This window comes from Alkalicoccobacillus murimartini (assembly GCF_030813245.1).
Lineage (GTDB): Bacteria > Bacillota > Bacilli > Bacillales > Bacillaceae_D > Alkalicoccobacillus > Alkalicoccobacillus murimartini.
In genome coordinates, this window is the sequence record NZ_JAUSUA010000008.1 from 56,875 (window position 1) to 83,584 (window position 26,710).

At 36.8% G+C, this 26,710-nt stretch carries 22 protein-coding genes; 6 read left to right on the top strand and 16 right to left on the bottom strand.

The features are described 5' to 3' along the window. Nucleotides 1-94: 94 nt before the first annotated feature. Nucleotides 95-1,306 carry an amidohydrolase gene (locus J2S05_RS19075; protein ID WP_306985662.1) on the bottom strand — a complete coding sequence of 404 codons (1,212 nt, stop codon included), beginning with the start codon at nt 1,304-1,306 and terminating at the stop codon, nt 95-97. 18 nt (nt 1,307-1,324) lie between these two features. After that, nucleotides 1,325-2,542, bottom strand: coding sequence for an amidohydrolase (locus tag J2S05_RS19080; RefSeq protein ID WP_306985664.1), 1,218 nt, complete (start codon nt 2,540-2,542; stop codon nt 1,325-1,327). 120 nt (nt 2,543-2,662) lie between these two features. Here J2S05_RS19080 and J2S05_RS19085 point away from each other — a divergent pair, with 120 nt between their 5' ends. Both J2S05_RS19085 and J2S05_RS19090 read left to right on the top strand, forming a co-directional pair. Next, nucleotides 2,663-3,538, top strand: a complete 876-nt coding sequence (locus J2S05_RS19085) for a LysR family transcriptional regulator (protein ID WP_306985666.1) — start codon at nt 2,663-2,665, stop codon at nt 3,536-3,538. 69 nt (nt 3,539-3,607) lie between these two features. Beyond that, a complete protein-coding gene (locus J2S05_RS19090; protein ID WP_306985668.1) occupies nt 3,608-3,796 on the top strand; it encodes a hypothetical protein in 189 nt (62 codons plus the stop codon). A 75-nt stretch (nt 3,797-3,871) separates the two neighbouring features. Here J2S05_RS19090 and J2S05_RS19095 read toward each other — a convergent pair whose 3' ends face one another. The 5 genes from J2S05_RS19095 to J2S05_RS19115 form a co-directional block, all read right to left on the bottom strand. Then, a complete protein-coding gene (locus J2S05_RS19095) occupies nt 3,872-4,324 on the bottom strand; it encodes a helix-turn-helix domain-containing protein (RefSeq protein WP_306985670.1) in 453 nt (150 codons plus the stop codon). 226 nt (nt 4,325-4,550) lie between these two features. Then, nucleotides 4,551-5,834, bottom strand: coding sequence for a methyl-accepting chemotaxis protein (locus J2S05_RS19100; protein ID WP_306985672.1), 1,284 nt, complete (start codon nt 5,832-5,834; stop codon nt 4,551-4,553). A 14-nt stretch (nt 5,835-5,848) separates the two neighbouring features. Then, nucleotides 5,849-6,229, bottom strand: a complete 381-nt coding sequence (locus J2S05_RS19105; protein WP_306985674.1) for a hypothetical protein — start codon at nt 6,227-6,229, stop codon at nt 5,849-5,851. A gap of 3 nt (nt 6,230-6,232) precedes the next feature. After that, nucleotides 6,233-6,613, bottom strand: coding sequence for a carboxymuconolactone decarboxylase family protein (locus tag J2S05_RS19110; protein ID WP_306985676.1), 381 nt, complete (start codon nt 6,611-6,613; stop codon nt 6,233-6,235). A gap of 16 nt (nt 6,614-6,629) precedes the next feature. After that, nucleotides 6,630-8,261: a thiamine pyrophosphate-binding protein gene (locus J2S05_RS19115; RefSeq protein WP_306985678.1), complete on the bottom strand. Its 1,632-nt coding sequence runs from the start codon at nt 8,259-8,261 to the stop codon at nt 6,630-6,632. 300 nt (nt 8,262-8,561) lie between these two features. On the opposite strand from J2S05_RS19115, the gene J2S05_RS19120 reads away from it, so the two are divergent. Both J2S05_RS19120 and J2S05_RS19125 read left to right on the top strand, forming a co-directional pair. Continuing rightward, complete coding sequence (locus tag J2S05_RS19120; protein WP_306985680.1) at nt 8,562-9,104, top strand: phosphotransferase; 543 nt, start codon at nt 8,562-8,564, stop codon at nt 9,102-9,104. Between the two features lie 729 nt (nt 9,105-9,833). Next, nucleotides 9,834-11,036 (top strand): hypothetical protein, encoded by a 1,203-nt coding sequence (locus J2S05_RS19125; protein ID WP_306985682.1) that lies wholly within the window; start codon nt 9,834-9,836, stop codon nt 11,034-11,036. Nucleotides 11,037-11,122: 86 nt separating this feature from the next. Here J2S05_RS19125 and J2S05_RS19130 read toward each other — a convergent pair whose 3' ends face one another. The 3 genes from J2S05_RS19130 to J2S05_RS19140 form a co-directional block, all read right to left on the bottom strand. Next, entirely contained in the window at nt 11,123-12,292 is a 1,170-nt protein-coding gene (locus J2S05_RS19130) for a DUF262 domain-containing protein (protein WP_306985684.1), read from the bottom strand. A gap of 1 nt (nt 12,293) precedes the next feature. After that, on the bottom strand, nt 12,294-13,061 hold the full coding sequence (locus J2S05_RS19135; RefSeq protein ID WP_306985686.1) for an FRG domain-containing protein: 768 nt from the start codon (nt 13,059-13,061) through the stop codon (nt 12,294-12,296). A gap of 239 nt (nt 13,062-13,300) precedes the next feature. Then, a complete protein-coding gene (locus tag J2S05_RS19140; protein ID WP_306985687.1) occupies nt 13,301-14,038 on the bottom strand; it encodes an SDR family NAD(P)-dependent oxidoreductase in 738 nt (245 codons plus the stop codon). A 198-nt stretch (nt 14,039-14,236) separates the two neighbouring features. Between J2S05_RS19140 and J2S05_RS19145 the strand changes: the two genes are divergently transcribed. Both J2S05_RS19145 and J2S05_RS19150 read left to right on the top strand, forming a co-directional pair. Beyond that, nucleotides 14,237-14,842, top strand: a complete 606-nt coding sequence (locus J2S05_RS19145; protein ID WP_306985690.1) for a TetR/AcrR family transcriptional regulator — start codon at nt 14,237-14,239, stop codon at nt 14,840-14,842. A gap of 69 nt (nt 14,843-14,911) precedes the next feature. Continuing rightward, nucleotides 14,912-15,277, top strand: a complete 366-nt coding sequence (locus tag J2S05_RS19150; RefSeq protein ID WP_306985692.1) for a DinB family protein — start codon at nt 14,912-14,914, stop codon at nt 15,275-15,277. Nucleotides 15,278-15,295: 18 nt separating this feature from the next. On the opposite strand, the gene J2S05_RS19155 is transcribed toward J2S05_RS19150, so the two are convergent. The 6 genes from J2S05_RS19155 to J2S05_RS19180 all read right to left on the bottom strand — a co-directional run bounded on the left by J2S05_RS19155 (nt 15,296) and on the right by J2S05_RS19180 (nt 26,283). After that, complete coding sequence (locus J2S05_RS19155) at nt 15,296-15,949, bottom strand: hypothetical protein (RefSeq protein WP_306985694.1); 654 nt, start codon at nt 15,947-15,949, stop codon at nt 15,296-15,298. Between the two features lie 335 nt (nt 15,950-16,284). Beyond that, nucleotides 16,285-18,009, bottom strand: a complete 1,725-nt coding sequence (locus J2S05_RS19160) for a glycoside hydrolase family 35 protein (protein WP_306985696.1) — start codon at nt 18,007-18,009, stop codon at nt 16,285-16,287. A 247-nt stretch (nt 18,010-18,256) separates the two neighbouring features. Next, nucleotides 18,257-19,114, bottom strand: a complete 858-nt coding sequence (locus J2S05_RS19165) for an AraC family transcriptional regulator (protein WP_306985699.1) — start codon at nt 19,112-19,114, stop codon at nt 18,257-18,259. A gap of 348 nt (nt 19,115-19,462) precedes the next feature. Next, nucleotides 19,463-22,552 (bottom strand): type I restriction endonuclease subunit R, encoded by a 3,090-nt coding sequence (locus J2S05_RS19170; RefSeq protein ID WP_306985702.1) that lies wholly within the window; start codon nt 22,550-22,552, stop codon nt 19,463-19,465. A gap of 15 nt (nt 22,553-22,567) precedes the next feature. Continuing rightward, nucleotides 22,568-23,725, bottom strand: a complete 1,158-nt coding sequence (locus J2S05_RS19175) for a restriction endonuclease subunit S (RefSeq protein ID WP_306985705.1) — start codon at nt 23,723-23,725, stop codon at nt 22,568-22,570. After that, nucleotides 23,722-26,283, bottom strand: a complete 2,562-nt coding sequence (locus J2S05_RS19180) for a type I restriction-modification system subunit M (RefSeq protein WP_306985707.1) — start codon at nt 26,281-26,283, stop codon at nt 23,722-23,724. Before J2S05_RS19180 ends, J2S05_RS19175 begins: the two co-directional genes overlap by 4 nt. Nucleotides 26,284-26,710: the final 427 nt, after the last annotated feature.

Consider the following 26,710-nt stretch of genomic DNA (forward strand, 5'->3'; position numbering starts at 1 on the left):
CCTACTCTTTCACAGGTAATCAACCTAAAATAGAAGTTCCGAATTTGTTCGCTTCAGAACTTCCTTTATTTATCGTCATTATCTATGCAGCTTGTTAGACCATTCGCCCTTTAAACACCGTCTTCTCTGGCTTAATACGCCTCGCTACTACTTCAGCAGAAGACTCAGCATGAACGAGTATGAAGCTGGCTTCCTCTCCTTTTATCAACCACTCTTGCCTTCCTGCTTTTGTGATGGATGCCTTGCGACGTGTAATGTAGTTTAGGCTTTGGGCTAACTCCCATTCATCACTCCATCTAGAAGCTTCTGCTAGACGGCTCACTCTTTCGATGAGATCACCGTTACCAAATGGGGACCATAGGTCAAAGATGTTATCACAACCAACCGAAACCTTTACTCCTTGCTCTTCCAGAAACGCTACAGGAGGAAATGGCCTACTGATCGGCACACTTGTGATAATCGTGATTCCTGCTTTTGCTAACCAATTGGTTGTCTCCTTAAGTTGGTTTAGTGGAATATCTGCTAAACCAAAGGCATGACTAATGAATACATCCTGCTTCAGGTCCGCTTCTATTACTAGTTGAGCAAGGCGTTTCATCGTGAAGGTTCCCAAATAATCAGCATCATGTAAATGCAGATCGATCCCTACTTGAAATTCCTTTGCCAATTGGACCATGGTCTGCAACGATTTTTCGATGTCACCGTCTACAGAGGCTGGATCCACACCACCTATATAGCGAACCTGATTATATGCCAAAGCTTTCCGTAAAAGCTCGATGGTTTCGTCTTTTAAGAGTCCATGCTGAGGAAAGGCCACGATTTCTACGTCTAGTTTATGCTCAAACGTTTGGGTCGCTTTTATGACTTCCTCTAGATTAGATAGTCCGACCTCTGGATAAATATCAACATGTGATCTTACATGAGTCACACCATCTTGAGCATACATTTCAAGCAGTCGTTCTGCTCGTTCCTGTGTTGTTGTGTCCAACTGTGGGAGGATGCTCTTCTCCATTTCAAAGCGCTCAAAAATAGACGTCACTTTTTTCACCGGGCGCCATTTCTCTCCAAGTAAGGTCTTATCAAGATGACAGTGCTTTTCAACTAAGGAAGGTAATAAAAGCAGTCCTTTTCCTTCCATCTGTGTCTCTGCCTCATCCAGATGATCGCTAGTCGGAAGCACCTCTTCCACCAACCCATCGACGATCTTCACGTGGATGGAGTCCGTCTTTGTTCCAACGTATTGTCCTTCCTCCTGATGAAACCCTGTTTCGATTCTTACATTTTTGAGCCAATATGAATCGGTCATTGGTATGCCCTCCTTTACTTACAGCTTATTGACGATCATCTTCCCTTTATAAAACACAGCTCTTCTTTCTGCTCGTCTTGCCACAGCCTGTGCACTACAAGTCGCATCAACTAATACAAAATCAGCTGGTGAACCAAGTGTTGGCCAGACTCTCTTTCCTTCCTGATCAAGAGGCGTGATATGTCCCGTAATAAACGCAAGAGCCTGGTGTAAAGAGACCTCATCCTTTTTTCCAAACCGTTCAGCGTATACAGTCGCCTTGTCCAAGCTATCGCCAGTGCCAAATGGAGACCAATGATCAGTAATGCTATCTGCACCTAATGAGACCCTCACTCCCTGTTTGTGAAGAAAAGGGATCGGGATCGTTTTACCAAGAGAGACGGTAGAGGTGATGTCTATTTTCTGTTCATGTAATATCTGAGCCATCTCAGTCAGCTCCCCCTCGCGACTATCTGCTAGTGCTAGAGCGTGACTAATGGTCACGCGTCCTTGCATCTTTGCTTCTTCTGTTAGAGCAGCCAGACGCTTCATAGTAAACAAACCTAGATGACCGCTATCATGAAGGTGTAAGTCGATCCCTGCATCCGCCTGCACAGCTAATTCCATCATGGTCTGCAAGGAATGTTCAATGTCTGTATCGATGGTTGCGGGGTCCACACCACCGACGAATGAAGCTCCATTTTTTAATGCTTCCTGCACATAACTTCGTGCTTGTCCTCTAATCAAGCCTTGCTGCGGGAAGGCGACAATCTCAATATCCGCTTTATCTTTGTACGTCTCTCTCGCCTCAACCGTTGCTTCTAACTGATGAAGCCCTTCAATCGATCCGACATTACAGTGAGTACGAATGGTTGTTGTTCCTGACTGGGTCAATAAATCTATGAGCTTTTCAGCACGATCCTTTGTATAGGGTCTCAATTCTGGCAGTAATCGTTCTTCTTCCTGTAACCGAGTAAAAATCCCACCTGGCGCGCTTGAAGGTGCCTTCCATGGACCACCATAAAACGTCTTATCTAAATGAATGTGCATATCTCTAAAAGACGGCATGAGTAATAAACCTTTTGCATCAATATAGGGCACATTCTCTTCTGGTTGTTCTTCTTGAATCGTCACAATAGATCCTGATTCAATTTGAAGAAAGTAATGCTTTGTCTCAGTGCCAACGACTTCATCACCTTGATAGATAAAACCTGTTTCAAGTGAAACATTAAAGATCCAAAATGTAGACGTATTCATTTTTCCCTCCTATATTGCCTTTATCAAATGGTAGCACACCCTATAGAGATTTCATTATATGAATAAAATGGAGTAAAGTAAGGTTTATCATATAGTAACCATGGTAGAGGATGAATACGGATGGATATTAAGCAATTACGCTACTTCAAAGAGATTGTCGAGCAAGGAAACATCTCGGCTGCAGCTGAGAAGCTATATATGTCACAGCCTCCACTGAGCCAGCAATTACGTTCGTTGGAACAGGAACTAGATACACTACTATTTCATCGACACGGGCGAAAACTTGAATTAACAGAAGCTGGACGTTCTCTCTATCAATACACCTTAGAAATTCTGCAGCTGACAGAAGAGGCCAAACAGAACGTAAAAGATATAGGAGCGGGGTTAACAGGCACATTAAGCGTTGGTATTAACACATTTTCATCGACTGAATTACTGACTAGCATTCAACAATTTTATGAGCTATATCCAAACGTTCATCTAAAGATTCAGCAGAATGAATCCAGTCACCTTTGTCAGTTAGTAAAGGATCGCACCATTGAAATGGCTCTAATTAGACTCCCTCTACACCTAAGTGAGTTTGAAGTACTTCATGTAAAGGATGAACCCTTTTATTATGTAACTTCTAATCAAACGCCATTAAACCATACCATCACGTGGCCGCACATAAACGAGTATCCGTTAATGCTACCAAGTTCAGAGGGACTTGGCGTATACTCATTGATCCGTGAACGTCTGGCCAAACGAGGAATAGAATCTACACTCGTAGGAGAATGCTCCGACATTCAGTTGCTTACCCAAATGGTTGCTCAGAATATGACAAACGCCATTGTTCCAGAAGCCTTTGTGAAGCAGAACACCCATCCATCTATAAAAGCAGTACGAATAGTAGACGAAGAACCTTTTATCTCACCTGTAGGATTGATTTGGTTAAAGAATCATAACCTATCAAAGCCAGCAGAGAGGTTTTTGGATGAGTTAAGGGGATTGATTTAGCATAAGAAACCAACGTTCCCTTCATGTCGTATAAAGATCTATCACACACAATAGAGAGGCGACTAGCTAATGGCTTTTTTTTCAATGATAAAAAAAGGACAATACTCTATTAGAAAAGGCGCAAAAATCGATGTTTTTAATGAAGCCAATCAAGACTTCTACTTACCGATCCTATCGCTTTTTTATTTTATGTTTCAGATCTATAAAAAAGAGTCCGACTTTGTGGAGGATTTAATTGAAGAGGTATTTGATCTGTGACGGAATTAACTAGATGGAATAAGTAGAAGAAAAAAGGAGCCATTTAGCTCCTTTTTTTAGTTGGATTAAACTTACTTATCTATACTTCTCCTTTAGTTGATCACTGCCAAAGCCACCAAACGCCATCATAAAGAGTGGCAGAAAGTTAATGATAAGATTCGATCGTCCTTCTAAGATAAGAATGTTTGTATGGAAGAAATAATTTAAAGCAAAAATGATTAGTTTTGATATCAATAAAAAGACACCTAATAGAAAGACTGTATCAAAGAAAACCTTCCACTTTGGGTAGGCCAGTTGCTTACTATCTTGAATCACTTTCTCTTTCAACTCTTCATCACTCCTCAACAATTCATCTATCGTAATCCCAAATAAATCACTCAAACTCATAATCACTTCGATGTTTGGATAGTTTTTTCCGGTCTCCCATTTAGACACAGACTGACGACTTACATGCATTTTTTCAGCAAGCTCTGCTTGGGACCAGCCCTTCTTTTCTCTTTCTTGTTTCAGTCGTTCACTAAAAATCATGTATCTCATCGCCTTTCCATTACACTATCAGTATGAAAGAATCGAGCTGTTCACGTAAAGCTAGTTCTAGGCGCATCAAGGCGCAACCTCTAGTTGCCACCATAAAATGCCCCATTACTATCGCTATCATTCAGCATTTTTCCATTTATCCGATTTTCAGCTTGGATTCTACAAATTAAAAAGCACCGCCAGATGGCGATGCTTTTTATGGTTATAGATGGCTCGGTCACGCAGAGACTTTCTCTTCTTCGTCTTCGCTTGAAAGATGTGCATCTTTCAACTGCGCATTTGTCACTCCAGCCAATGTTTCAGCTGAAGCAGAAATCTCTTCCATAGAGGCACTTAGTTCTTCTGTAACGGCCGCTGCGTTTTGTACAGCTCCGTTTGATTGAACGGCTACTGATGATACTTCCTTCATGGTATTTGAAACGTCTTCCATGCTCTCCGTCAGTTCGCCAATTGATTCTGATAAGTCTTGAATAAACTCATCGACTTCTTGCGCGTTCTCATTGATGGTATGAAAAACAGTTCCCATTTCGCGATTTAAGCCAATACCAACTTCAACTGAATCAGCACCTTGCTGAATCGCTTTAATTGCATCTTGGCTTCCTTCTTGCACTTCAACAATAAGCTTTTGAATGTTCGCTGTTGCTTCATTTGTTTGTTCAGCAAGCTTGCGGACTTCATCGGCCACAATGGAGAAGCCACGACCGTGCTCCCCTGCTCGCGCTGCTTCAATCGCAGCATTTAATGCAAGTAGGTTCGTTTGGTTAGAGATGCCTGTAATCAGCATTAAGATCTTTTCGATTTCTGCTGTTTTTTGTCCAAGTGCTTCAATTCGTTCTTTAGAAGATTCCACATCTTGTCCAATTAAATTCATTTGCTCGATCGATTGTTGAACCGATGTATTCCCTTTTTTTGCATTTGTATAGGTTGTACTTGATGCTTCAGCAACGAATTGTGTACTTTCACTTATCTCTTTTAAGTTAAAGAAAATAAATGAAACCGTCTCATCAATTGATTTAATCGCATCGACTTGATCATTATTATTGGACGCCAATTCCTGCATCATTTTTGCAATATCCTCTACTCCAGCACTTGTTTCGCTTGCCGATACTTGTAGATGATTCGCAGCTTCTGCAGATTGAACTTTCCAATCTTCTTGTTGATGATCATGACTAGTCGGCGACTCAACTTGATGTGCGCTCGATTTAGTATAGAGAGCATTCAAAAACTGGGCAAACCTATTATTCTGCGTGTCTTCTTCACTTATAAGAATGTCATCCTCTGCCTCTAGACCTTCTTCAGCTTCTCGTAATGCATGAATGAGCTTGCTGTTAAAAAGAAAGGCAACCGTTCCTACTAGCGCCCAAATGAGTGCAAGTCCAACCCATAAAGTGATGTTTCCATCAAGTCCTCCGCCAAGAAGCACGGTTCCAAGAGAGATGAGCATGACACTAATAACTGCTATAAACATACTATTTTGTAGTTTTTTATGAAGTCTTTTCAAACCGAACATTCCTCCTAGCTAATCTTTGCGTTCGTTAAATCCACAAATTCAAGCGCCTGATTAATGTCTGTGAACGCACGTACACTGTCATACGAACCCGATGTTTTAGATAGACGGTTTAACTGCATTTTTAGTGAAGCACTTGGAGTAATCGTTGCATTCTTCTCAATTCTAGTAGATAGCCATCCCATTAGTTCTCCCCACACAGCACTCACTTCAGGTGATGCAACAGTTGTCACATTACGGTTGTCATTCAGAAATTTCTTGATGCCTGGTTTACTAATTTGGCTACGAACAAAGTCAGCCTGCTCTTGAGCTTCTGCCGGCGTAGTAGCCATTTCTAGATATTTAAAGTAAAACACGTCACCTTCGATTTTGTATTCATAATTTGCCATTTTCTATTCCCCCTGTTGTTGGTTTTCTAAAAAATCTTTAAACACGTGTACGGCATGGATCGCTTTTGGAAACCCAGCATACGCACTACAGTGATTAATTAACTCTAAAATTTCTTCCTTTGACACACCAACGCGTAGCGCTGCATTAAAATGGTACGTTAAACCTCTACCATTATCACCTTGCGTAATTAATGAAGAGAGCGTAATAAGGGCACGTTGCTTTTTATCAAGCGCATCGTCAAGATACACATCGCCATACCCAAACTCCAGAGCAAGCTTAGCAAGTCTTGGAGAGAATTCCTCCACTGTCTTCATCGCTTGAATGCCTCGCTCACCAGCTAACTCATCAATCATCTTCCAACCTGCTGCTGCTTTCTCACTCATAAGATCCTCCTCTCACCTAACGTCCAATCGTAGGTGGCCATTCTTCTTTGTTCACTAACACTTCAATGACAACAGGTCCTGTTACCTTTTTAGATGCAGCGTACGCCTCTGCAATCTCTGCTTCAGTCGAACAACAGAAGCCAGTGGCTCCCATCGACTCAGCAAACTGAGTGACATTGACCCCTTTTGTATAACGAGATCCAGCGGAGAAACCTAGGTTATTCTTCATCCCTTTATCGACCATGTCGAGCATTTCATTGTTAAAGACAACAAAGAGCATGTTCGCCCCTTCGTCTACAGCTGTGCCTATCTCTGTCCCATGCATAAAGAGACATCCGTCCCCTGTGAAACAAACAATGGACTCATCTGGTCGCGCCACTTTCGCACCAATCGCAAGACCAATTCCATTACCCATTGCTCCAAACACATCATCAAATCGGAACGTTCCAGCCACATGCGTGGTGAAGTGCTTAATGGTATAAAAGGAGTGACTGCCATCGTCTCCATACACAACCGCCTCATGAGGCAAAAGATCACGCAAAACTTTTACTGTACGTACGGCCGATAATCGACCAGGCTCTGGCTCAGCTGGCTGGGCCGTTTCCTTTTCGGTATACGCACGTAAATCAAGAGCAGGAACCTCCGGGTGGTTCGCTTGCTCTAAGAGATACTTCAAGTTTACCTTCGCATCTCCCTGCACAAAAATTGTGTCACTTTCAAGTGTTTTTCCGACAAAATCTGCATGCCAGTCAAAATGAATGACTTTTCTCGGTTCTCCACCTGCCGTTAATCCAACTGTCGACATATCACTTAGCTTTGAGCCAACGACAACCAACAGGTCACTTTCTCTGTCTTTCACATAGGCAGCAGACGCTTCAGTCCCACCTAATCCAAGTGCTCCTAAAGAAAGCGGGTGTGTCTCAACAAACGCTGCTTTTCCTCCTGGCGTTGTTATAACAGGAATCTGCCAGCGCTCAGCAAGCTCTTGAATCGAATCATAGCTTTGAGATAGGTGAGCCCCTTTTCCAAGTAGCATAAGTGGTCTCTCTGCCTCATCTAACGCTTCAATCGCGCGGCCGATGTTACCAGAAATCACATCATCATGAGCAGGAACAGCAAACTCAAACGGCTCAACCTCACTCATTAAAATATCTAATGGAATTGAGAGATGCACAGGTCCTTTGGATCCTGTTAACGCCTGCTCCTCCGCATGTTGCAGAAGCTGCCTTAACATCTCTTTGCTCTCAACCTTCGCACTAAACTTCGTCACCGGCTTAAACAACTCAACCAGATCCGTACCAAACATACTTGAATCCTGACCAAGCGCCTTCCCAGACATTGCAAGTGGCGGATGTCCCGTAATGAACAACACAGGAGCATGAAACGCAGCAGCCTGAGCCGCAGCCGTGATCATGTTCGTTCCACCAGGACCCGATGTCCCAATAGCTACACCAAGCGATTGATTTTGCATCGCATAGCCTGTCGCCATATATCCAGCTCCACCCTCATGACGTGCAAGGACAAAGTCAACACCCTCTGCTTCCATCGCTAAAATAAGCGGGGAAATGGGCTTACCAGGAATACCAAAAACCTTGGTACATCCTTTTTCTTTTATAAATTGAACCAATATAGTCGAAACCTTTGGCATTATAGCCCTCCTTGCTTTTTTTCTTAATCCTAATAAAACTTCCTTTTTATATATCGGCAGGCAGGAAGAAAGTTTCTAGTTTTTTATAGGGATTTAGTAGGAGTATGTATTATTTTGGTTTTATAATAGATGTAATGATCTTTATATCGGCATTTGTGTAGGTATTAATGAAGGGGAGTTTGACAATAAGAGATAGGTTGATAGGAAAAGATTAAAAAGAGGGATAAAAATACATATAAAGTAGTATATAATGTAAAATAATGTTTCAGAATTCACTTTACACAATTGGGGGCTCTGCTAATGGGTAGTAAAGATATCATTAATACATTTGGATTTAATCTAAATCAAGATGTAGAAAGTATTTACGAATATTCTCCCGTATATAAAGTAGGTCATTACATAATAAAACGAACGCAATCACCCCTTCAAAAAGCACTTAATTTGATGAACTATACAACCTATCTAAAGGAACATCATGTTCCGATTGTCACTCCAGTGAACTTACATGTAGAGAACCCACAATCTATTGAAGGAAAAAGCTATGTCGTATATCCATTCATAGCCGGATCCGATTATGAGCCAAGTTTACTTTCGTTAAAACAATCTGGTGAGCTATTAGGACGTATTCATTCCTTATCTCCAAAAGAAAATGAGTTTAACTTACCCATGTATGATGTGTTTGATTTCAATACTGAAGAAGTAGAAGAACATATCGAGAAAATTAGTAGTCACTCAAAAAAAGTAGATTCAACGATAGATGTGGCTTTTTTAGAGGGAGAGTTGAAGAAATATATACACACACAAACTCTTTTGCAAAAGTCCGAATTACCGTCGCTAAAATAAGCGGGGAAATGGGCTTACCAGGAATACAAAAAACCTTGGTACATCCTTTTTCTTTTATAAATTGAACTATCATTGATGAAACTTTTGGCATTGTTGTCCTCCATTATTCAAAATGCATGGCAATCTTAGCCACTTGTCATCAATATTTCATGATGAATCTTCTTTTTTATCGGCATTTGTTCTTAATCTTTCTAGTATTATTCTATATTAAGTGCAAGAGAACGTTCGCAATATAGGATTTATGGAGAAATAGAAGAATTCATGTGTATAGGTATGAAATAAGGGGAGTTTTAAAAATATGAAAATGATTGTTTTGGGGGATTGGCTCAAAGATTTTATCATAATAAAGTAGTTCTAGGTAGATAAAAGTTAAATTAGCATTACAAACTCTTATTAAGGGTGGATTGATTAAAAAATATCTTTGTTCTACAACTTAATTTGTCATAAAGCTCTTCTTATCATTATTTGATTTCTCCCCCTTAAAAGTACCATTATCAATAGGATATAATTAGTTAACCCGCCACAACTAATCATAAAGAACAAAATCATTACAACTTAAGTATTTTTTACTATTTATTGTCCTAATTCTATATCAAATTATATTTTATTTTATGATGAACCTTTTATATAAAGAGAAATAGTTAAATTAAATACTTTATGTAAAATAATGATTTTTGTTATATAATATTAATTGACCGACCTAAATATCTAAAATTCAGGGGTGTAAACATGATTGAAGAAAACCCAATGTATACTAAAAGATTTCAATTAAAATTAGATAGAGATTCTGAAACCCCTTTAAACTCTTGGGAAATCTCTAATTTCATTAATCAGTTGACAAGTTATTATTATAAAAATGAGCTAATTAATGCTATTTCACATGCATTAAATAATAATATATCTGCTGAAAATATCTTTATTTTAAGTGAATCTTTTAGTCTAAATAAGACATATGAAAAGATTGATATACTAAATATTCCCGATGATTTGCTTCAGCTTTACTATATTGGTGATCCTATTAGCCTTTTTCCAAATAGAGAACTATTTACTTTAAATCTTCTCTTTAATATGGTTAGAACTATAAATAAAACATTATATAATAATAAACCTAGATTAAGATTACATAACAATATCATGATAGAAATATTTAAAAGTTACGATCAAGATTTTAAGAACGTTACTAAATTTATTTTTTTGCAAACAAAGGATTTACTCTATAAAGTTCCTCATAAAACTATACAAGACAAAAACCTATGTGAAACAAAATTAAATCAAATATCAAAAATAATCTCTGGATATCTTAATACTTTTAATGATTATGAATCAAATAAAATTAATATCAACTCATTAACCGAATACCTAATGAGTGACTCAGATATTAAAATCGAATCTAAAAATTTCGAGGTACTTAAAAACAAATATTTCAATAAATTCTTATACTATTTCTCTAAAGTTTCAAGACCAGTTGTAGGCATACATTTAGAAGAAGAAAGAAAAATCAAAATTATTGGTAAATCTCATATAAACAAAAAAATACAAGACGAGTTGTTCTTTGACACAAAGTCCATAACTCATAACAGCCCCCTATCAGCGTTATTTGAAGCAGGACTCGGGCTTGGTCAACTGTCCATTGAACAAGAAAGGTTAAAGCTAGAAAAAGAAAAACATGAGTGGGAGAGGAAAAAAACTAATATTGAATTACAAACATTAGAACTTGAAAAACTTAATAAACAATTAGAAGTACAAAGTAAGATGGAGCTTCTTCTTAAAAAAGAAGGTCTAGATCAAATACAAAACATTACTAATCCCTATATAAAGCAAAACTTGATTGATACTAGAAAAAGAATATTTGAAGGATATACTACACTAGTAAATAAAAATGAATTGATAGTAAATAGAGAAGAAACAAAAATTATAGATGTTAGTATCTAATTTATATTTTAAAAAAGACCACTTATCATAAATAGTGGTCTTTTATTTAATGTATATACAATTCGCAGTCAATTTGTAAAAAAAGATTAATTAAATAACTCTTCTAAATCAATTATGTTGATCAATTCTCTCATTTTTTTTGGATTGGTTGAAGATGCATTGTATTCGGGATCTTCGAGATATGAATGCTTAAATAGATTTGACACGTAATCAAGAAATTTTTCTAAGGCAAATTCGTCATCAAGAACCTCTAATGAAATCCCGTAAGAAATCATTCTATGGAAAATCCCTGCCAATAACATACCGATTGATACCTGGAATTTATAATTTCTGCTAGATATACCGTAAATTTCTTTAGAAAATGGAAATTCTACTCTCTTTCCTATTAATTCAATTATTTTATTAAAATTTTCAAAGCTGTCTTTTACAAATAAGAAATTGTCATGTGCATAAATCGATTCATTTTTTTCCAATTGAGATTTTTGCTTCATGTACTCCTCTGCATATATAGAAGATTTAGAATAACTCTCATTAATACCGCTCTCAAGGATATTCATTAGTACAAAGATACTCTCTTGCACTTTCTTTTTTTGATATCTATCTTTAGTTGCATTATAAGCATTCTGAAGCTCTTTAGAAGTTTTATTATCAACCATGTCTTTTGCGAATTTATTAACATAGTTGTTTAGATTAGAATTATAAACTGCATGTCTAATTTCTTGAGGTGTTAATGGTTTAGTCCCTTTGTTGTATCTATTAAATATCTCTAGCTCAAAATCAAGTCCCGGAAAGTCAGTGAATACAATCGCTGCAAGTTTATGTGTTAATATTTTTTGTTTTGTGTCAAAATCTAAGTCATTAAATTTACTTCCATTCAAACTATTTAACAGTTTCAGGCCAGACAAGCTGAATTTATTTTCCTTAAATCTATAAAAAGCCCTTAGCCTGTGTTGTCCATCTACTACATTTAAAACTTGTAATCCCTCAAATCGATCATTTGCTAAAAAAACTGGAGGGATAGGTATACCCACTAATAATGATTCTATTAATGAGCTCTCATCTATAATAGACGATCTATAATCTCTTTGATAATCTGGTGCTATAATTATCGAATCCGATAGCTCTAACTTTAATTCCTCTTCCAATAACGTTATGTCTTCCACGTTTTGTAATGTAAAACCATTAGAGATTTGTTTTATTATATCTTTTATAGCTATATTCTGTGGTTTATGAGTTGCTGCAGAAAACTCTTCCATCTTATTCATCACCTGCTCTCAAATATTCTAAAATACTTTGTTTCATTATTATATCTTTTGACACAGATTGTAACTCTGGATATAGAGTAGTAAATCCTATTCCCATGGAATATAAAGAAGAAAGAATATCTCGTTTATATTCACCTTTAATAACTAACCTTCTTAATATATTATCATCTACAATTTTATTGAGAGGAGATTTTAAGGGGTCAATTATATCTTGAAAATAAACAAACAAACCATTTTGAGCATTAATTCTTTCATTTAACTTTCTTGATTTAATCGCTACAGGTCCTTCATATGATTCCAAGTTTAGACTTTCACCATTTGCAATATTTAATATTTCTGAACGATGAGCAAACTTATTATTTAACTTTATTGGATTTAAAAACCATACTTCTGCATTTTTGTTCTCTTCATCTTCAAATGCATTTTCTACTGCAAACATTAAGGATACAACATGAGAAAAAGTGAAATCTAATAACCTTGTAGGTATACCATAGTGTTGTGCATAGACCATCCACTCATAATCACTATTTAAATCCGTAGGGAATTTCATATAGTTATGAGAGCTTATTTTAAATTCATTTAAAAAATATTGTATCGCTGTTCTGGAAAATTTTCTTATATTACTTTTATCTAATCTAAGAGAACTTGGTAGTAATTCATATTCACCGCCTTGTCCCCTTGATAACATAAATTCATTTGGTAATGACTCAACGAATTCAGTAAATTGACTTAACTTCTCTATGGGTTCAGTAGTATTCATATAAGTTCCTTTCACCACCTGTTATATAGCACACTAGAAATATACCATATTTTCCAAATATAAATATACATAAATAAAAATCTTATTTACTCAATTATGATTAGGAAAAAAAACTATCCTACATTTGATAAATTTAGAAGCAGTTAATTGTGATGTAATGGCCTGTGTTCACTCATATAGTTCATTGAAACACAAAAAAGACCTGTCCAAGGACAGATCTTTGAAAAAATGATATTCAATTACTGCGCTGTATACCCGCCATCAACAATCAAACTATTCCCAGTCATATAAGAAGAATCATCAGAAGCCATGAATAATACGGCTTTTGCCATTTCTTCAGCTTGACCAAGACGTTTCATAGGTGTCATTTCAGATAAAACTTGTTTGTTTTCTTCTGGAATAATTGGTGTATCAATAAAGCCTGGGCATAGTGCGTTCACACGAATGTTTTGATCTGCATACTCAAGAGCAAGAGAACGAGTTAAATTAACAACCCCACCTTTTGCTGCGTTGTATGCTGCTGAACCAGGTGATCCAACCCAACCGTACATAGAAGCCGTGTTCACAATCGAACCGCCACCTGACTTCATCATTTCACGGATCGATTCACGAGCAACTAAGAAGACACCATCTAAATCAACATTAACCGTGTTGCGCCACTCGGAGTATTCTAATTCGTGCGTTGGATGAACACGTCCGATTCCCGCATTGTTGAACACGACATCAACCGTGCCAAACGTTTCAACTGTTTGTTTGAAGACATTGGCAACGTCTTCTTCACTTGTAATATTTGCTTTTATAAAAAGAGCTTCTGCATTAAGCGTTTTCAATTCTTCTTCAAAAGCTTTGCCCTTCTCTTCATTTAAATCAACTAGAACCACTTTGGCTCCTTCAGAAACGAATAATTTCGCCGTTGCTGCACCAATACCAGATGCACCACCAGTAATCACTGCTACTTTATCTTGTAATTTCCCCATCATAATTCCCCCTGAGATCAAAACTTTATTAGCACTTTTTAGACATGTATAATAGAAACTATCTAAACTATTACTTGTGCCCTACTCATGCATTTAAATTGTACTATTTTGTTCACAATTAACAATCAGTAGGTTTTCTCCAAATGTCTACTACATAGACACTTAGACGAAAACTGTCTAGATTGAAGGAGATTTTTTATGAATCATGAACATACCACCCAACGACAAAATCGAACCAAAACACACTTCAGACATGCTTTAATCGAACTCACAAAAAAAATGGGCTACCATCACGTGTCGGTGAAAGATATCGTCGATTATGCTGCCTATAATCGTAGTACGTTCTATATTCACTACAAAGATAAAATGGATTTAGCTGAGGATACACTCATTACTATGCTTGGAGGACTCGAACAGTCAGTGGGCAATCCTTATATACCAGGACAAAAAGTGTACACAGCTAACTTAAAAAGCCCATCCTTTAACATCGTTTCCTACATCTATACCAATCGAGACTTCTTCACGTTAATTAAATACGAGGACACCTTACCCGGCTTACACACTCGTTTTCCACAAACCATTCTGAAGATCTATCAGGAGCAATTTGAATTTGAGACGATTGATCATGCGCCTGTGAACATGGATTACTTTAAGAAGTATACGGCTTATGGATTTTATGGGTTGTTGAAGTATTGGATTCGAGATGATTTTAAGGAGAGTCCGGAGGTTTTTATAAAGGAAGTAATTGAGTTGTCGAGGACGCATATGCATTCGGTGAGGTATGTTGGGGGAGATCGTATTTGAAGGGTGCGTTTTTTCATAACAATTACATAAAATAAGGTACAATCATTTCAATAAAGAGAAGGTGAAGATATGAACGTTTATTGTACTGGTGTTTTCAAAGAAATGGATTTAGCAGTGGACTCTATTATTAAACTAATAAACACCTTGAGCGAAGAAGACCTGAAAAGCAGGCCGACAGAAGGAAAATGGGCAGTTGGTGAATTGCTCTCACACATGTCAGTTCTATGTAAAGCGGATTTTCTTATTGGAGCTGGAGCATCTGAGGCAGATTTAGACCACTTCTATGAAGAAGCTGAGCCAGATGCCAATCGAGAGGCAATTAAAGATTCCCTTATTTGCAATTACTCTTATCTTAAAGAGGGCATAGGGAGATTACAAGAAGCTGAGCTTGTTCACGTATTAAAGCGGGAGCCTAACGTACAATTGTTTGAGTAGATTAAATTAAAATTATATCTATAACTCTACTTTTTCCCCGTTAACACTAAACTCAATGATTTCAGCAATTTTATAATCATCTCTATGTTCAATTAAGTAACTAACTTCGTAAGGTTCACCGTCTACATGCAATTGGTGACGTAAAAAGGTAGTCAAATTCTTCTCGACAAAATTAGATTCGCTACTAGATTGTTCTATCTTCTCTCCTACAATATTTTTCTCAAGAATTTCATCATTTAATTTGTTAAATGCATCTGGCAAAATAGCATAATCACCATTATCTCCGTACCATCTTGCGTCAACAATTTCTAACCAATCAAACCATAGCTCTTCAGGATCTTCTCCATATTCTTCAGCTATCTCGTATACAGTTTCCTTATCACCTAAGAAATCATCTATATCATTTAATCTTGTCATAATTAGATCGTACCACTCAAGGTCTTCTTCGGTAAGATCTCTTAATTTAGTTACTTCTGGATAGAAGGTTGTTGTCATTTCATCGGCTACAATACTTCTTTCTTCAACTGCTTCTAAGGCCTCTTCTAAGGCCTCTTCTACGTCCTCTTCTGCTGTATTCTCTAAGCTCCCTTCCGTGTCAGTTGCTGCAGAACAAGCACCCAGCACCACTCCTAAAGATCCAATTAATAATAGTTTATTAACAATAAACTTCATTGTCATCCTCCCAACAAAATATTAAATAGAAAAGGTCATACCTAATAAGTACATAACCTTATTTTATCATTAAACCTTATTAGATTTGTATACTATTTGAGAAAATATGTATATAAGCTTCGTATCCTTTCATTCTTCAAAAAACTTAAAGCAAACCAACTTTCTAAACAATAACAAGGATTACATTTTCCGTATTGTAGTTATTTAAGAGACAAAAACCAGACAGGATAAATGTTTCCCTGTCTGGTTTAGAATGTCTTAGTGAGAATATTTTCTTTCTCGTTGCAGGTAAACCCCAGCCTACACCTCTGATTTATATCCCGTAAGTTTTGGTATTATCCTAGGTTCGGTCGATCGACTAATGTAATATCCTCCGTCGTTGTTCCTTCCAGCTCTAATACAGTGATCGTATTGCCTTTTTCCTTTAGTAACGGACCTGGTAAGTATAATGTTCGCTGCGGCCCCATCTCATTCCAATACCTTCCTAAGTTGAACCCGTTAATGAACACATTTCCTTTTCTAAACCCTTTTGTGTCCACGAACGTGTCATGACATTCATTCGCATCAAAGGTTCCTTGAAAAAACTTTGGAAAGCGCTCTTCTTTCCCTCCAGCATAATCACTTGGCAGCACATTGAGTTCAATTAGATTCATCGTCCAATGAAACCAATATTGCTCCCCTAACCAAATGTTACGAATTAACCCTTTTTTGTCCGTCAAGTGCTGACCGTAATTGGCTCGTCCCATATTTTCAACAAGGATCTCTAATGTGTTCACATCATCAGGAAAGTTGATCTGTACCGTTTTTTCTTGATCGTTAATATAAATCGTTTTCTCAAGTTTTCCATTTACATACACATAGGCACGATCACGGAAAGGCTCTGTGTCTAGATTGAGTTCCCCTTTCCGGTTCACTTCTGTGCTATATAAAATAAACCCGTACGCCTGTCCAGCGTCCTCCATGGATAGCGGAACTAAATTCTCCTTCACAGTACTAATTTCCTGCAAGGTATCAAATAAACTGACCGATTCCTCCAGCTTTACGGAGCCATAGGTTTTCGTTGGAATCTCATGCTCTACGTCTTCTGGAACATCCACATATCTCCGTAAAACGTTTTTCACTTCTCTGTACTTTTGGGTAATTTCCCCGCTCTCCGACAACAAACTGTCATAATCATAGCTTGTGATGGTTGGATAATATTCGTCATAATGATTAGCACCATTCATAAAGCCAAAATTCGTACCGCCATGGAACATGTACACATTCAATGAGGCATTAATCTTCAATAAATCTTCGAACACATTCGCAACATCTTTCGGATCTCTCGTATGATGCTCGCCTCCCCAGTGGTCAAACCAGCCAATCCAAAATTCAGCGACCATCTTCGGAGAGCCAGGCTTATACTCTTCCAGCTTCCCAAAAGCTTCCTCAACGCGGGATCCAAAATTCAGTGTCGTTGTCACATTTGGTAACGAGCCTTGTTCAATAAAATCAGGCCCATCCGAAGTGAACAGAAACGTATCGATCCCATGCTTTTGATATTGCTCTTTGAATAATTCTAGGTAAGCATGATCATTGCCATACGCACCATACTCATTTTCAATTTGCATGGCAATAATCGGTCCGCCATGCTTACTTAAATATTTCTCAATTTTCGGAAGCAGTACGTCAAAGTAATCTGAAATATGACGTAAAAACCCCGGATGGCTTGATCGAAGCACCATATCCTGTTCTGCTAATAGCCACGCAGGTAACCCGCCCATTTCCCACTCTGCACAAATATACGGAGCGGGGCGCACAATGACGTATAAATCCAGCATCTGAGCCTTTTTAATAAATGTCTCAATATCTGCGAGATCTGAAAAATGAAATTCCCCTTTTTTTGGCTCATGGACATTCCATGGCACATAAGTTTCCACCGTATTTAGGCCGAGTGCCTTTAACTTTCGAAGACGGTCCTCCCAATATTCTGGCACCGTCCTAAAGTAATGAATGGCACCGGACAACACTTGAAAAGGCTTGCCATCTAATAGAAATTCTCCGTTTTCTGCTTTTAACATCGTTACAATAACCTCCTATATACCTCTCAACATATCGCTTTTAAGAAAAGAGTCAGACTCACCACTTAACAGGAGTCTGACCTTTTTCAATTGTCATATTTAAATAAATCAACATTCATAGCGTAAGAGAATCCACTTATTCTGACTTCAGAAGTGATTACACGGCTTCATTTTAACCGCTTTCATATATTATTTATATTAATATCTTCCACATTTATATGAAAATATGAACATCCTGAGCTTCTATCTATCCTTCACTCGGCAGTCTTCCTGTTTTAAGAAGATAGCGATTGCGGTAGTTTTTCGGTGTCATACCTTCGAGCTTTTTAAAGGTAGCAACAAAATTACTCACATCATTAAAGCCCACAAGGAAAGCAATATTTTTTAACGGGACATCCGCATTCTGAATCAAAATTTCTTTCGCTTTCCGAATACGAAGTTGAATCAAAAAGGAATAGGGACTCATATTAAACGAATGATGAAATAACCGATTCAAATGTTGCGAACTCACATTCAAATAAGCGGCCATATCGTTCAGTCCAATATCCTCCGCATAGGCCCACTCAAGCCACTCCACCATAGGGCGAAGCTTGTCGTAATAATTTGACAACGAGGGCTGATTATTGACCTTCCCATATTTCCGTAAATGAATAAGAAAGTTGTATAAATAACTAGATAAATCTAACTTCGAAAACTCCGCATCCTCTTTAATCTTCTCGAGCATCTCCGCAATCATTGAAGCAAATCGCTGGTTCTCCAAATCTGTATACAGGGAGGAATCATTTAGCTTTAACGCATCTAGAATGGAAACAACCGATGTTCCCCCAAACGTCACATAAACCGTAGACCACTTCTTCCCCATGGTAATATACTCATGTGGTGTATACGGCTTTAACAACACACCACGCCCACGAGTCAACCTATGCTCCTGCCCATTAAATGAAAACGTTCCTTCTCCTTCAATGGTCTGCAGCCAATGATAGTGCGGATATCCATCCGGCCGCGACCAATCATGCTCCCGCGGATTATACCCTACACTCTCAATATACAATGGAAACGTATCGACAATCGTCGTATACGTATACCGCATCTTTTCATCATGCATATTTTAGCCCTTTCTCCATATTTAGCTTATATACTGCTTGCTTGGAAAACCTTTATAAATAAATAGTACCACGCTCGGTAAGACAAAGCTTCCCTAAGAGGGATAAGAGTATTGCGCTGTTTATCTCATTCTAGTTTATTTATTTAATGACTTTAGCAGAATGTTAACCTTGCGTTAGTTAACATACTATTTATTATAAGCCTCTCCGTGGTGCATCTAAATGAGGTTTTGTTTAATATTTTTTAAACAACCTCATTTATCTTCTGCATAAGGTTTTTAAGGACTAAAAGTGTTGAGCGTTAATGAGCAGAAAGTGTTTAATTTGGGTTTACGGCTATATAGCTCTCTCTATTTATACTTCCTTTTAATTTTCGGTACAATCTCCGGTAATGCTTTCAAGAGCTCCATATTATGTTCCAATAGGTTACTAGTTTTTTGGTTATTAATCGAATCATGAACAATATTACTTGTTAATTCATCGATATAAGGAATTTCCTTTGGATTTGCTGTTGAATAAGCTTCTACCGATTTTTCAAAAATTATTTCATTAAGTCCCCACTCTCGGGACACTTTATAAATTTCATCTTTTAATTTGTTCCGCTTCCATTCTTCATATGCTTCATCAAAGTTAACATCACTTGCTACATTCCCAGGTTCTAATTCCACTTCAACAAATTGCTTCAGTAGCTCTGCTTGATCAAAATCACCCATATTACTTAATTCTTCAATATGTTGATAAATAATACGTAATGTCTCTGCATCCACTGTTTGTTTTCCATTCGTCGATGTGGCTTTATCTCCGATTAATTGAATTATATAATATGCATCTATTTTTTGTGTACCAGCTAGCTTTGCTTCACCTAAAGGTAATACAGGTAAATCTTCTGGATCGTCGTCCTGATTATCATCTCTCGTTACGTTACGATATGCACCGACATAACGCATCCACTCATGTTCTGTTATACCGAATGCTTCATCTACCCAAGCAAATTCATAATATTGCTGAATCGTATTTAGTTGACTGTTTGCCTTTTTAAAAGCTTTTACGAAGATTTCCTTTGCCTCTTCATCTCTTTCTAAGGCTTGCCATCCCGTTGGATCTTGTAAAATCCCCATCACTTCTTGTGAGTATTTTACAAATTCCTCTACTGCTACAGGATAAGGTTCTACAATTGCTTTACTACTCTTTCCACCACTTCCATATAAAATTAATGCGTCATTTACTGTTTCTTCCGTTATTCTTGGGTACTGGAAGTTGACAATTGTACCAAATTCCTTTTCCTTCCCATAAATTCGGTTTGTTCGTGAATAGGCTTGAATTAATCCTTGTAGTGCAAGTGCACGATCCACATATAACGTGTTAATAAATTTAGAATCATAACCTGTTAGTAACTGATCTGCAACAATAACAAGGTCAATGTTTTTCGGATTCCGGCCACTTCCACCGCGTGTTGCTCGTTCAACGACATCTTCATAATATGCATCTTCTCCTCGTCGTTTATCACCGTATGCATATTCAATCCCAGTGATAGCTGCATAATCTTTGAACATCGTTTTAATTAATTCTGGATCGGTAGTTTCTTTATCTGCATCTGTTCCAAAACTAAATGTCATTGCTACGTTAATAGCAATATCATCTCGTTCAGCTAATTGCTTTTTAAACTCTCCATAATATGCTATTACTCGATGTTTAAATGCCACCGTTAAAATGGCATTGAAAACCTTATGTTGTGACTGTTCTTCCCAATGTTTTAATATTTCCTCTACCACTCTTGGAATATGAGTCTCATCATGATAGAATAATATTTTCCGTTTTTTTGCTTCCTTTTCTACTTCTAACTCAGAAAATTCATATACTTCTCGTTCGAGTTTTCTTTTAGGTGTGTCAGGTTGCTCCTCCAGTTTATATGCCACAATTTGCTCGCGTAATGTATCGTAACTTTCAAATTCTCCAGTATTTATGTAGTCAACATGAAATCCTAAAACGTTTTTATCTGCAATTGCTTCATCTATCGTATATTGATGCAATAGTAGTCCGAACAGCTTTTCTGTTGTATCGATGAGTTCACTCTTCTCATTGATCATTCCTTTAATCTTATTCTCATCAAATAAGGGTGTACCAGTAAAACCATAGAACAGACCATTTTTTAGGAAGTAATTTTTAATGGTTACCATCATTTCACCCATTGTCGTTCGATGAGCTTCATCAATAATGAAGACGATTTTCTTAATTGCTAAACTTTCATCCTTCGCTTCAACTAAATCTTTTACAAGATTATTTAACTTAAACGTGGTCGTTACAACGATACCAGTACTAGCAGATGATAAAAGTTTACGTAGTTGAAAAGTGTGCGCTGTATCATCAACGGTTACTGACTCATATTGTGCATACGCTTTGAAATTATCACTCGTACGACTGTCGAGTTCCTTCCGGTCTACTAAAAATACAACGTTATCAAATCCTGCTCTAGTTGATAAAAATAAAGCTGTTTTAAAACTCGTAATCGTTTTACCAGAACCTGTTGTATGCCAAACAAATCCCCCATGAGGAATTTTATCATCATTATCCCACCCTAGGGCAGCACCTTCGACAGCTTGCAAGGCATGTACTTGATAAGACCGTAATAACATATGTTTACGGTTTTCCTCTTCTCTTGCTTCATCAATGACTAAATAATCGCCAACCATTTGGTGTGCCATCGGAATCATTAAGAAATGACCAATGACATCTTCCCAATGATTAATCGGTTTATTATATTTGTCTGCCCAATGAAATACAAAACTTAGATTAAAGACTTTAATGGACTTTGGTGTTGCAAAGTAACGTGTAGCTACTTCCGAAGTCATCACCATCATTTGAGAAAACGCCATGAAATTGTTCACATATTCACCATCAGCATAATACCGTTTAAACTGATTAAATGCTTCGTCTAACGACTTATCTGTACGCTTTTGTTCAATGTTAATGAGTGGTAGACCATTAATGAGTAAAACAATATCAAAACGATTTCCATTCGGTGTTTCTACTTCTCTTGCGATAGTATAGCTTGAATCTCCACCGCGCACTTGTGCCTTTTTAAAGATAGTTAATGTAATTTGTTCGCGTGTAATGTCTGGATGAGAATCTCGATAAATGCCATCAATTTTCCCAGTCGATTGTTCCATTGCTAATAACTTTGCTGCTTCATAGCTGTTTTCAATTTGCGATACTTTTGCCATCACTTGTGCAAATTCATTATCCGTTAAAGGAACACTTTCCAAGACATCCGCATTCATTCGGTTTAGTTCCTTGCGCCAATTATTGACTAAATCTTTTACAGTAACCTTTTGTTTATTTCCATTAAGAAAATCTAGTGCTTTCCATTTATATTGTTTTAGTTTTGCAACGAACTTATCTTGAAAAGCTTTCTCTGCCACATTTTTTCGCCCATTACTCATTGAATAGCCTCCTCTCTAGACAAGCATTTCTTCTAAATAAGCCTCTTTCATTTTCTTTAGCTTTTCCAGCTTTTTTTCTTCAGTAGTGATTTGGTCATCTAAGTTCTTGAAAAATTCTCCGATTTTTTGTTGTTCTTTATAACATGGAATCTTAACTATGAATTCACTTAATGCCTCTTTAGTTATCGTTTTAATTGTCCCACCAGGTGCTTTTTGTTTCTCAATATCAAATAATAACTGAATAATATACGCAAAATAATAAGTATCAACCTTAAATTTATAGCTTTCAAAAATAAGCAAAGTCCTATCTACATAAGATGAATACTGCGTAATAGCAACTCTACCAATACTTCCCTGTAAGGTAACTAATACTTTCCCTTTTTCAACATAAACACTACTGGGTTGAGCTAACTTACTTATCTTCTGTTTTGTATTATTAACTAGTTTTAAATTATTGGCTACATCTACAACTTGAACAAATGGCATTCCATATATTTCGTCGTACCACTTATCTTCCCCATACGGCTGAGGAAAAGATCCTCGCCGATAGTTTGCGACATTGGATATTTTCCCCTTTTTCCATTCCCCTTCAAACCCTATAAATCTTCTTCTTGGCACAGTTTCGCCTTCTTGTGGAAACATTTCGGTTAAATAAGCAGACTTTAATGCTTTTACTTTAGCAATCTTCCGTTCCTGATTTGCAATTCTTTCATCTAAAACCTTAAAAAACTCGCCGATTTTGTGTTGTTCTTGATATGTTGGCATATATAAACTAATATTATAAATGGTTTTTTTCGATAAACTCGGTACTCCTGTTGACTCATCCAAATATTTCCATTTTATATTCTTACTTTTTGAATAAAAATAATATAAGTCAATATTTTCCTTCGGGACCATATAAAACAAAGTATCAACAGTCCAAAATGGAGCTTTTAAATATTGTGGTTTATCAATGGTACCTTTCCTACCAATACCAATTCCGTCTTCCTTAGAAAGTTGATCATTTACTGACAGCATATATCCACCTGTTCCATAAACAGGAATACTCCCTTTTTGTAAATGTTTGTAGTCTCTTCCAGATTTAACTTCCAAAAAATCTTCAATCCTTTTTGGATTCCAACGACCACCAAACTCTCTAAATCTTCGCTTCGGCACTAACTTCTTTTCTTTCATTCCGTCACCACCAATTCTTCCAGCATTGCCTCAAATTGTTCTTTTAGTGATTTACTTTCTGCTTCAATGGTTTCCAACGTATCAGCATATCTTTCCTTTAAATCCTTCAATGTATCCAGTTCATTTTCAAGAGGTACTTCTACAAGTTTTGTGATGTCACCTGTTAATTGACCAAACCACTTTTTATACATGAGTTGATCAATTTCTTCATTCGTTAAATTTTCAATTCTTTCTTCCACTTGTTCAGTTAATGTTTTCTCTTTTTGTCTAATAGCTTTGGTTAAAGATGATCTTTCGTCTAATAGTTTTCTAACCTTGTCTAATAAAGCATATTCATCCGTATCATTTGCAACTTTCTTTAATTCTGCTTTTACCGCTGATAAAGTAAAGTCGTCTTCTCTAGCATTCAATGCATCTTCTAAGATTTGCGCTTCTTCACTTTCTTCTTCTTTTGCTGCTTCAACGAGTTTATTTATTTCATCATTAATAGCTGCTAAAGTTTCTTTTTGTGTTTCCACAGCAAGTAGTTCTTCTGTATAGAGTTCCTTTAATATAAGTTCATTCGGTACAATTGCTCCAACCCAACCATCTTGTTCTGTTCGCTTCATTTTACCAGAACCTTTTTTAACCATATTCACTTCATGTGTTTTTCCTACTGTATAAAAGTCACTTATCGCAATTTTTTCTATATCTTGGGATATTACATATTCCCATAACTCTGCAATAATTTGATAACTATCATACGTGCTAACGTGATTAAATTGTTTTAATAGCTGTTTAATTTCCGATAACATTTCTTCTTTTAACGGTTCAATATAATTCACATCAGCCACAGTTTTTAACTTTTCCCAATATGTATCCATATAGACTTTCGTTACTTCTGTTAATGCGTTGATTTGTTTTTGTACATTTTCATTTGTTAACACTTCTTCTGTTAAATCTTGAACGGATTGTGTTAATTCCATATAGCCTGGACGTACTTCAGTTAGTGCATTATATAAAACATCTTTTGTCATCTCGTTTAGCATAGTTAGTTTTTTAATCTGGCTTAATGGAATACCGCCATACAAATGTGCATCTACATCATGGGCAATATCTTCTTCGACCGCTTCAATATAACGTGGGATATTTAAGTTATATTCATTTTCTATGATGTCTTTTTTTGTTGCAAGATAACTATACCCTGGTTCACTCGTCCGTTCGATATATGTATCAACAATTTTAGCGATATCCTTCTCTTGTAAGACGTGTTGCTTTCCTTCTTTTACAAACGATTTAGAAGCATCAATCATAAGAACAGGGTCATCTAACTTTCGGTTCTTTTTCAAAATCATCACCGTTACAGGAATGCCTGTATTGGTAAACAGTTTATCTGGCAAGCCAATGACTGTATCAATATAGTTTTTCTCTAATAGTCGTTTACGAATTTCCCCTTCTGCCCCTCCACGGAATAATACACCATGTGGAAGTACAATTGCCATCGTACCTTCTTGACCTAAATGGAATAAACCGTGTAATAAAAAGGCATAATCACCTTTAGAATCTGGTGGTAACACTCCTGCAACTTCAAATCGCGGGTCTGTTACTTTTAAGTCTTCTTGATTCCAATTTTTAACTGAATATGGTGGGTTCATCACAACCGCCTCAAACTGAACACCTTCATTTGGGCGTTCTGGATCTTCAGGCCAATTTTGCCCTAGTGTATCGCCATTTTTCACCGTCATTTTTTCTGGTCGAACTCCATGTAATAATAGATTCATTCGTGTTAAGTTATATGTAGCCGTATTTTTTTCTTGCCCATAATAATGGAGATCTTTTCGGTTATCTTCTGTTAAATATCGACTAACCGTTAAAAGTAATGAACCCGAACCAACAGTAGGGTCATAAATCGATTTTACTTCCGTCGTTTTGGCAACAATTTGTGCCATGACTTCACTTACTTGACGTGGCGTATAGAACTCTCCAGCTTTTTTTCCCGATTCCATCGCAAACTGACCGATTAAATATTCGTAAGCATCTCCTAACACATCACCTTTTTGAAGTGCAACCATATTTAGATCGGCGAATAATTCAATTAATTTACGGATATTTTTACTTCGAGCGTTCAAGTTACTTCCTAAAGCAGTGTCTGTTAGATCAATAGTAGAACTAGAAAAAAGGCCTTTAAAATCATCGATATCTCCAGTTGTAGCTACCGTACGTTCAAAACTTTGTAAGCTCTCTGTTACCTTCTCTAATTCAAATGTGCCTTCACGAATATCTTTTAACCATGTCTGGTATAAGTGTTTAGGTAAAACATAATATCCAAGGACATTTTGAATCATATTGATGAGATTGTTCCCATAACTTGCATAAGCCTCTTCATAAGCTTGGACAATGTCTCCCTCATTCCCTTTAGCACCACTTGTTTTGACAAAAGTTTCAAGTGTTTTATCACTAAGGAACTTATAGAACATTAACCCTAACATATAATCTTTATAACGACTCGCATCCATAGAACCACGAAGGTCATTTGCACCGTCCCATAGTCTTCTTTTAATATCATCTGATGTAATCATGTTCTTTCTCCCTCAATTATATTTATTTTTCAATCAGACCACCCGATAAGGAAGTATTTTACAATTTCATACAATACTTTTTAAAGTGATATACCATCTCAACGCATCCCTATCGTCATGCTTCCAAAAAGTTACTCGCTTTTGTAAATAATCGGTGGTTATGGTTTTTCTTAATTTATAAACTAAGACTTTTATCCCGATTTATAATTGACAATTATATCTTAGGCTATCCATAAACGTGATGATTTCATTTAATTGTTTTTCATCTCTTAGCTATTATTGAAAATAGCAGTCGTTTGTAACAATCATTTCTTTTATAATCTAGGCTACGACATTCTTGTTAGCAGTTCAACATCAATCACTTGTCCAAGTTTTTTATTTAGAAGATTTACTAGACCCTTTAACTATTTAGAAACTTAGGAACAGG